The organism is Streptomyces blattellae (assembly GCF_009709555.1).
GTDB lineage: Bacteria > Actinomycetota > Actinomycetes > Streptomycetales > Streptomycetaceae > Streptomyces > Streptomyces blattellae.
The window spans coordinates 1-8209 of record NZ_WJBG01000155.1 but is presented as its reverse complement, the minus strand read 5'-3'; the positions used below and the strand labels follow the sequence as shown (position 1 = coordinate 8209).

Here is an 8209-nt window from a genome sequence, read left to right as displayed (position 1 = left end):
CCCCGAAGGGCATGCTGGCAACACAGGACAAGGGTTGCGCTCGTTGCGGGACTTAACCCAACATCTCACGACACGAGCTGACGACAGCCATGCACCACCTGTACACCGACCACAAGGGGGCGCCTGTCTCCAGACGTTTCCGGCGTATGTCAAGCCTTGGTAAGGTTCTTCGCGTTGCGTCGAATTAAGCCACATGCTCCGCTGCTTGTGCGGGCCCCCGTCAATTCCTTTGAGTTTTAGCCTTGCGGCCGTACTCCCCAGGCGGGGAACTTAATGCGTTAGCTGCGGCACCGACGACGTGGAATGTCGCCAACACCTAGTTCCCACCGTTTACGGCGTGGACTACCAGGGTATCTAATCCTGTTCGCTCCCCACGCTTTCGCTCCTCAGCGTCAGTAATGGCCCAGAGATCCGCCTTCGCCACCGGTGTTCCTCCTGATATCTGCGCATTTCACCGCTACACCAGGAATTCCGATCTCCCCTACCACACTCCAGCCAGCCCGTATCGAATGCAGACCCGGGGTTAAGCCCCGGGCTTTCACACCCGACGTGACAAGCCGCCTACGAGCTCTTTACGCCCAATAATTCCGGACAACGCTTGCGCCCTACGTATTACCGCGGCTGCTGGCACGTAGTTAGCCGGCGCTTCTTCTGCAGGTACCGTCACTTCCGCTTCTTCCCTGCTGAAAGAGGTTTACAACCCGAAGGCCGTCATCCCTCACGCGGCGTCGCTGCATCAGGCTTGCGCCCATTGTGCAATATTCCCCACTGCTGCCTCCCGTAGGAGTCTGGGCCGTGTCTCAGTCCCAGTGTGGCCGGTCGCCCTCTCAGGCCGGCTACCCGTCGTCGCCTTGGTAAGCCATTACCTCACCAACAAGCTGATAGGCCGCGGGCCCATCCTTCACCGCCGGAGCTTTCAACCACCACAGATGCCCGCAGTAGTGATATCCGGTATTAGACCCCGTTTCCAGGGCTTGTCCCGGAGTGAAGGGCAGATTGCCCACGTGTTACTCACCCGTTCGCCACTAATCCACCCCGAAGGGCTTCATCGTTCGACTTGCATGTGTTAAGCACGCCGCCAGCGTTCGTCCTGAGCCAGGATCAAACTCTCCGTGAATGCTTCATCACGGGAGCGGAACAATCGGAGGAATAACCCGACCATTCACAGCGTCCTCGCTGTATTCTTCAAAGGAACCTCGCCCCGACCAACCGGCCGGAGACGGGGTATCAACATATCTGGCGTTGATTTTTGGCACGCTGTTGAGTTCTCAAGGAACGGACACTTCCATCGTACTCACCCGAGACACTCTCGCGGCTTTCCTCCGGGCGCTTCCCTTCGGTCTTGCGTTTCCGACTCTATCAGTGTTTTTCCGGCCCTCCGACCATCGCCCTGCAGGCATGCAGAGGATGACCCCGAGATAGGATCTGACAAGTTGGTTGCTGCCAGGCCGGGACGCCAGGTCGCGTCGCCCGGCCTCAAGCAGGTGTACGACTGTACACGGGGCCCCGAAGCGGGTGCAAATTGATTGGGCTGGTGGTCTAGACCACCACGCGGTAGCTTTCATGCGGAACCCGCACTTCATCTGACATACGCTGCTGCACAGTGCGCCGTCCGGGACAGACAGTGACGGTGACGGTCCGTGCATCTCCACCCCCGGGAGGCTTCCCATGACCACCGTGACGTCCCCTCTTGCAGGACGTGCCATCGGACTGGCCGCCGTGCCGGATCCGGTCTTCTCCGGGGCAATGGTCGGCCCCGGCACGGCGATCGACCCCGTGCGTGAACCTTCCGAGGCGGTCTCGCCCGTGGACGGAGTGATCGTTTCCCTTCACGCGCACGCCTTTGTCGTCGTCGACGAGCAGGGGCACGGTGTGCTCACCCACCTCGGCATCGACACGGTCCAGCTGAACGGCGAGGGCTTCGAGCTACTCGTCAACAAGGGCGACACCGTGCAGCGCGGTCAGGGCATCGTGCGCTGGAACCCGGCTGCCGTCGAGGCCGCTGGCAAGTCCGCGGTGTGTCCGGTCGTGGCGCTTGAGGCCACGGCAGAGGCGCTCTCCGACCTCCGTGACGAAGGCGATGTGAAGGCCGGCGACAGTCTCTTCGCGTGGAACTGACGTCCGTGCCTTCGTATGACAGCAAGTAGGGACAACCATCGCGGCGGCGGGACCCGCCGCACAATCGGAGACGGGTGAGATGGAGACAACGCTGCGAGGCGTCGGCGTGAGCCATGGTGTGGCGATCGGCGAGGTTCGGCACATGGGAACGGCGGTCCTCGAACCGCCTGCCAAGCAGATTGCGACGGAGGACGCGGAGCGTGAACAGGGGCGTGCCCGCAAGGCCGTGGAAGCTGTGGCGGCCGATCTGATTGCGCGCGGCAATCTGGCGGGGGGCGAAGCCCAGGCGGTGCTTGAGGCGCAGGCCATGATGGCTCAGGATCCCGAGCTGATGGCGGATGTGGACCGTCGAGTCGCGGTTGGCAGCACTGCCGAGCGTGCGGTGTACGACGCGTTCGCCGCGTATCGCGAGCTGCTGGCGGGTGCCGGCGAGTACCTCGCGGGTCGCGTGGCCGACCTCGACGACGTGCGGAATCGTATCGTCGCCCGGCTGCTCGGGGTGCCGATGCCCGGCGTTCCGGACAGCGATCACCCGTACGTTCTCGTCGCTCGTGACCTGGCGCCTGCCGACACGGCGCTGCTGGACCCGACCCTTGTCCTCGGTTTCGTGACTGAGGAGGGCGGGCCGACCAGCCACAGTGCGATTCTGGCTCGGGCGCTCGGGGTGCCGGCTGTCGTGGCGCTTCCGGGGGCCGGTGAGCTGGCCGAGGGCACCGTGATCGCCGTGGACGGCAGCACCGGCGACATTTTCGTGAACCCGAGCGACGAGAAGAAGGCTCAGCTTGAGGCCGCGGCCGCTGAGCGCAAGGCCGCGCTGGCCGCCTCGACCGGACCGGGTGCCACGGCTGACGGTCACAAGGTGCCGCTGCTGGCGAACGTCGGTGGTCCGGCGGATGTGCCGGCCGCTGTCGAGGCCGGAGCCGAGGGCGTCGGTCTGTTCCGTACCGAGTTCCTCTTCCTCGACGACAGCAAGAACGCGCCGTCGGAGGAGAAGCAGGTCGATGCTTACCGGCAGGTGCTTGAGGCGTTCCCCGAGGGGCGCGTCGTGGTACGCGTGCTGGACGCCGGCGCGGACAAGCCGCTGGACTTTCTCACGCCCGCCGACGAGCCGAACCCGGCGTTGGGTGTACGCGGTCTGCGGACGCTGCTCGACCACCCTGAGGTGCTGCGCACCCAGCTGACGGCGCTGGCGAAGGCCTCGGAGGGGCTGCCGGTCTACCTTGAGGTCATGGCCCCGATGGTGGCAGACCGTGCCGACGCCAAGGCGTTCGCCGATGCGTGCCGTGCCTCTGGGCTGCAGGCGAAGTTCGGTGCGATGGTCGAGATCCCGTCGGCCGCGCTGCGGGCTCGCTCGGTCCTGCAGGAGGTCGAGTTCCTTTCGCTGGGGACCAATGACCTCGCGCAGTACACCTTCGCCGCCGACCGACAGGTGGGGGCCGTGTCCCGGCTGCAGGATCCGTGGCAGCCCGCACTGCTCGACCTGGTGGCGCTGTCCGCCGAAGCGGCGAAGGCCGAGGGCAAGAGCTGTGGTGTCTGCGGTGAGGCGGCGTCCGACCCGCTGCTGGCGTGTGTGCTGACCGGTCTGGGGGTCACCTCCCTTTCAATGGGTGCGGCGTCGATTCCTTATGTCCGGGGCACTCTCGCGAAGTACACGCTGGCCCAGTGTGAGCGGGCTGCCGCGGCGGCGCGGGCTGCGGAGAGCGCCGAGGGGGCGCGCAACGCGGCACAGGCGGTGCTGTCCGGCGAGTAGTCGGAGGCAGCGGGCCGTCTTCGGCTCTTGATGAGGGGCGCCCCGCCTTCGGGCGCCCCTCGCGCGTTCAGTGGTCGTGCCCCTTCGTGGGTCCGCCCCCGTCCAGGCCGAGATCGGGTGGCGTGCAGTAGTCGACGCCGGATTCCGGGGAGATGAGGTCTCCGGATTCGATGTCGGTGCAGTAGGCGTCGAAGACCTCGCCTGCGGTGAGGGGTTCGAGGCCGTCTCCGCGTAGACGCCAGCCGTAGATCCGGTCGGGCGTGTCTGGCGCGCTGGTCCGCATCACGAGTCCGCCCGGGCTTTCGGTGGCGAGGCCCAGGGCCAGGACTGTGGTGAATTCGAGAGCCTCGGCCTCGTCCAGCTGCATGGTGCCGTCCGAGCCCCCGTCGGCGTGGAGGACGGAGACGAGTGTTTCCGGTGTTCCCGCGACGCTGCAGACGAGGTGGCGGGAGCCTGGCTGAGCCGTGTCGAGGATGCGGACGAGGAATTGTGATGCGCGGACGAAGGCCGCACGGCCGATGTCTTCCCCACAGGACGCGCAGGTGCCGAGGCGGGCGAGCAGTGTGGACGCGTACTCCCAGGTGGCCTGGCGTACGGCCTCGTCGATCAGGGTCGGGACGAGGTCGGCGAGGGACTGGCCTTGGTAGGGAACCGTAGGTCCGGTGGCGGCGAGTTCGGCTGTGAAGCGGGTGCGGCTCGTCGGGATGTCGGGATCCAGGCCCGCGTCCGCGCAGAACTCGGCGTACTCCTGCGGGTCGAAGAGCGCGACTGTCGTGTGGCTGCCCTGAGAGGCACGCGTCTTGAGGAGCGCCTCCACTTGTTGAAGGTATGTCCTGTGGTCGTCGAAGGTGAAGGTGCGGTAGCGCCGCATGGCGCGGAAGTCGTGCTCGTCCGTCAGCAGGCCGACAGTCGAATTGATGCACATTTAGCCGGGCGTTCGGCACCGAAAGACCCCGCCGCCGGGAGGCTTCCTGGTCCTCGCGGGCGGCGGGGCCGGGCCGTGCACCGGTCACCCTGCTCGCGGAACCACAGCTTCAGGACCGTGCGCCCGACATATGTGTGTGCGCGGCAGTCACACGGGGTGCGCAGCGGCTCGGCGAACAGACAAAGAACCCGCCCCGCCAGAGGCTTCCTGGTCCTCCAGCAGGGCGGGCGTATGAGGCGACTCGATGACCCCGTCGCCGAGTGACCACACCGGAGAGGCCTGGATCACGCCGGAGTGGCTTGTGTTCACATTACACGTGGCATGCTATGGCGTACTACGTATGCTGTATCTCGCCTGATGCGCCATGGCACCCCTAGCTTGTCCCGGTGATCGACTTCGCCCCGGACGTGCCGAGATGGCGCCAGGTATACGCGGTGATCCGTCAGCGCATCGCCGACGGCACCTACCCTCCCCGCACCCGCATCCCTTCCGTCGTCGGGTTGCAGCACGAGTTCGGGATCGCCGGAGTGACCGGGCAGAAGGTCCACCGCCAGCTGCGGGAGGACGGCCTCATCTACACCGAGCCCGGCCTCGGAAGCTTCGTCGCCCCGCGTCCGGATACGGCCGCGCCGGACGACTGACATCCCATCTCACCGTTGAAGACCCCGCCCATCCGCCACGGGGGAGGCAGACGAGCGGGGCCGGTCTGTGCAACCCGCCCCAGGCTCGACCTGTCCAGGGTGGGGACCTGGGGCGGGAGTCTTAGGGAACTACCATTCGGCGCCGCAGTCCCCGCACCTGTAGATCGCCCCATCCGACGTCTCCGGGATCTGCTGGACATTGCTGCTTCCGCAAGGGCACTTCATCTGGTCCTCCTGTTGGTGTGGCGCAGGAACCTCTCCTCCGCCTGGTGGTCCCGTTGCCCAGAAGGGGTCGGGGACCGCTCCCGCCGGGCGTTTGCAGAGCCCGGCGGGAGGGGCGTTCGGGGTGCGACCCTGACCCTGCGGTCGCCGCCGTGGGGCCCCATCCGGGGCGGGGGCAGCAGGATCAGCCGCTGGATCGGCCCGCGCTGGCGCGGGCGATCAGGACGCGGGCCAGTATGCGCGTGGCCACCGGGTCCGGGCCGACGAGGTCCGCGTGCGCGCGGTGCGCGTAGACGTCCCAGCCGGGGCCGGAGTTGCCCGGTTCGTGGCCGAGGTACACGGCGTCGTCGGGGTCGGTGATGAGGCCGTCGCAGTGGCGGCAGATGTGCACGGCCGCGGTCATGTGTTCCCGCCGAGGTTCTCGTAGTGGTCACAGAGGGCGGCCACGGAGCGTGCGAGCCGCTGCGCATGCGCGATCCCAGCGGGCAGTGTGCGGCCCGGCTCAAGGCCGAGTCTCATCCTTGCTTCCCCGATACACGCCAGAGCGCAGGCGCGCGGCACGTCGTCCTCGGGGAGCTTGCGGGCGGCGGTCTCCACCTCGGGGATGGTGAGCATGATGTGCCCGCGCAACTGGAGGGTGATCGTGTCCAGCTCGTCAGGCATGGGCAGCTCGGAATCTTCGGCGAGGAGCCGCCGCGCGGCGGCGCGCATGGTCTCCAGGTCGACGGGTGCCCGCTCTGCCGTGGCGGCGGGCGGCGTGGTACTTCTTGGCATTGTCGGCGCTCCCTCGAAGCGTTGGCCACGCCCCGGGAGGCCTCCACCTCGCCGGGGTCTCGTACATGGGGCTTCTTCGCCGTCTCGGAACCCGGCGTCCCCCTCGGGGGTGGGAGGGACGCCGGGCCGTCAACTACCGCCCGACGGGGGGTGCGAACGGCTTGTAATCACCCAACCCCTGTGCGCCGCTCGGGGTAAGGGAGGACAGTGGAAGACCGGTTGAACTGGTTGAACACGACTCGGGGGTTCGCATGCCACGGCAACCACGCACACCGAACACCGCCCTTGCGGCTCTCATGCAGACGGGAGGGATCGGAAACGCGCAGCTCGCACGCAGGGTGAACGCCGCCGGCCGCGAACTCGGCGTCACCCTGCACTACGACAAGACGACCGTCTCTCACTGGCTCGCCGGGTCGGTACCCAAGCCACCCGCCCGGCCAGCGGTGGTCGAAGCGCTCTCGCGGCTACTCGGCCGCCCCGTAACGTGCGCTGAGATCGGCTGGCCCGATGCCGGACCGGCCGACGAGCACAACGACGTCGTCACGGGAGTGATAGACCTGAGCAGGGCGGACATGGACCCCTCTCGCCGAGGGGTCCTCAAGGGCGGCATGTACGCGGCGGCACTGGCAGTGCCACGGTTCGAAGACGTGGCAGGGCGCATGGATGCCGTGGCCGCGGGACGGACCCTGCACATCGGCCGTAGCGATGTCGAGACGGTGCGCACCATGACGGACAAGGTCGCCGACATCCTGGACCAGGTCGGCGCCGGGCACGCCCGACCGATGGCCGCCGCCTTCCTGGTCAACACCGCCGGCCCTTACCTGCGCGCGTCCGGCACCGACCAGGTACAGCGCGACATGCGGGCCGCCGTCGCTGACTTCGTGTACCTCACCGGCTGGATGGCGATGTACGAGGACCAGCAGGGCCTCGGCCAGAAGTACTACCAGCGGGCCCTCGAACTCGCCGGGGCCGCCGAGGACCACGTGACCTTCTGCCGCACACTGCGCGGGATGAGCCTGCAGGCCACCCATCTCGGTCACGGGGTGAAGGGGCTGGAGCTGGCCGACGCCGCCGCCGAGGCCGCGCCCGCCGCTGGACCGCGCCTGGTGGCGTTCCTACGCGGGCAGCAGGCGGCGGCGGCCTCGATGACCGACGACCGGCGCACGGCCCTCGCCCGCCTGCAGGAGACCGAGACGGCGCTATCCCGGGCAGACAACCACCGGGACGCCGTGGGCGGTTACGACAACGCCGCGTACTTCTTCCACGAGGCGCATGTGCGCTGGCATCTCGGCGACCAGGCCGGGTCTATCGCGTCCCTGCGTCGTTCGAATGCCGCTCGCGACCCGCTGGAGCGGCAGGGCCGCCTGCACTGCCTCGGCGTGATCGCCGAGCGGCAACTGCGCATGAGGCATGTCGAGGCCGCCGTCGCGACCTGGGGCACGTTCCTCGACGAGCACATGACGATCTCTTCTGCACGAGGCGACCAGCACTTGAAGACCATGCTCAAGGCTCTCCCTGCCTACCGCGGTGTCTCCCGAGTCCGCGATCTTGAGGACCGCGCCCGGCATGTGGCCGCCCTCAAGGCAGCCTGAACGCAGAAAAGCGCCCCCAGCCACGGTCGTGGTGACCGTGGCTGGGGGCGCAGTGTCGTTTCAGCGGGCGAAGAGGGCGAGGGCGCCCGTCGCCGCACCCGCCACGCCGGCGAGGACGCCGATCGTGGGCATGGGCCAGCGGGCACGTTCGAGGGTGCGGATCCTGAGCTCATGGTCCTGAACATCC

General features: G+C 67.6%; 7 protein-coding genes and 1 rRNA gene. 4 read left to right on the top strand and 4 right to left on the bottom strand.

The annotated features are described in order from the left end of the window. Nucleotides 1–1117 (bottom strand): 16S ribosomal RNA (locus GFH49_RS18335); the annotation flags it as partial. 551 nt (nt 1118–1668) lie between these two features. On the opposite strand from GFH49_RS18335, the gene GFH49_RS18330 reads away from it, so the two are divergent. Both GFH49_RS18330 and ptsP read left to right on the top strand, forming a co-directional pair. Continuing rightward, the gene (locus GFH49_RS18330; protein WP_155057079.1) at nt 1669–2118 is read left to right on the top strand and encodes a PTS sugar transporter subunit IIA; all 450 of its coding nucleotides are present in this window, start codon (nt 1669–1671) and stop codon (nt 2116–2118) included. Between the two features lie 79 nt (nt 2119–2197). Then, on the top strand, nt 2198–3868 hold the full coding sequence (gene ptsP, locus GFH49_RS18325; protein WP_155057077.1) for a phosphoenolpyruvate--protein phosphotransferase: 1671 nt from the start codon (nt 2198–2200) through the stop codon (nt 3866–3868). A 67-nt stretch (nt 3869–3935) separates the two neighbouring features. On the opposite strand, the gene GFH49_RS18320 is transcribed toward ptsP, so the two are convergent. Next, entirely contained in the window at nt 3936–4793 is an 858-nt protein-coding gene (locus tag GFH49_RS18320; RefSeq protein ID WP_155057075.1) for a DUF8829 domain-containing protein, read from the bottom strand. Between the two features lie 386 nt (nt 4794–5179). Here GFH49_RS18320 and GFH49_RS18315 point away from each other — a divergent pair, with 386 nt between their 5' ends. Then, nucleotides 5180–5434: a GntR family transcriptional regulator gene (locus GFH49_RS18315; RefSeq protein WP_196218038.1), complete on the top strand. Its 255-nt coding sequence runs from the start codon at nt 5180–5182 to the stop codon at nt 5432–5434. Between the two features lie 406 nt (nt 5435–5840). On the opposite strand, the gene GFH49_RS18310 is transcribed toward GFH49_RS18315, so the two are convergent. Next, nucleotides 5841–6059 (bottom strand): hypothetical protein, encoded by a 219-nt coding sequence (locus GFH49_RS18310; protein WP_155057073.1) that lies wholly within the window; start codon nt 6057–6059, stop codon nt 5841–5843. Next, nucleotides 6056–6430: a DUF6415 family natural product biosynthesis protein gene (locus GFH49_RS18305; RefSeq protein WP_155057071.1), complete on the bottom strand. Its 375-nt coding sequence runs from the start codon at nt 6428–6430 to the stop codon at nt 6056–6058. The genes GFH49_RS18310 and GFH49_RS18305 overlap by 4 nt, the downstream gene beginning before the upstream one ends. 251 nt (nt 6431–6681) lie before the next feature. Between GFH49_RS18305 and GFH49_RS18300 the strand changes: the two genes are divergently transcribed. Beyond that, nucleotides 6682–8022 carry an NsdA family TPR-like regulatory protein gene (locus GFH49_RS18300; protein WP_155057070.1) on the top strand — a complete coding sequence of 447 codons (1341 nt, stop codon included), beginning with the start codon at nt 6682–6684 and terminating at the stop codon, nt 8020–8022. The last annotated feature ends 187 nt before the right edge of the window (nt 8023–8209 follow it).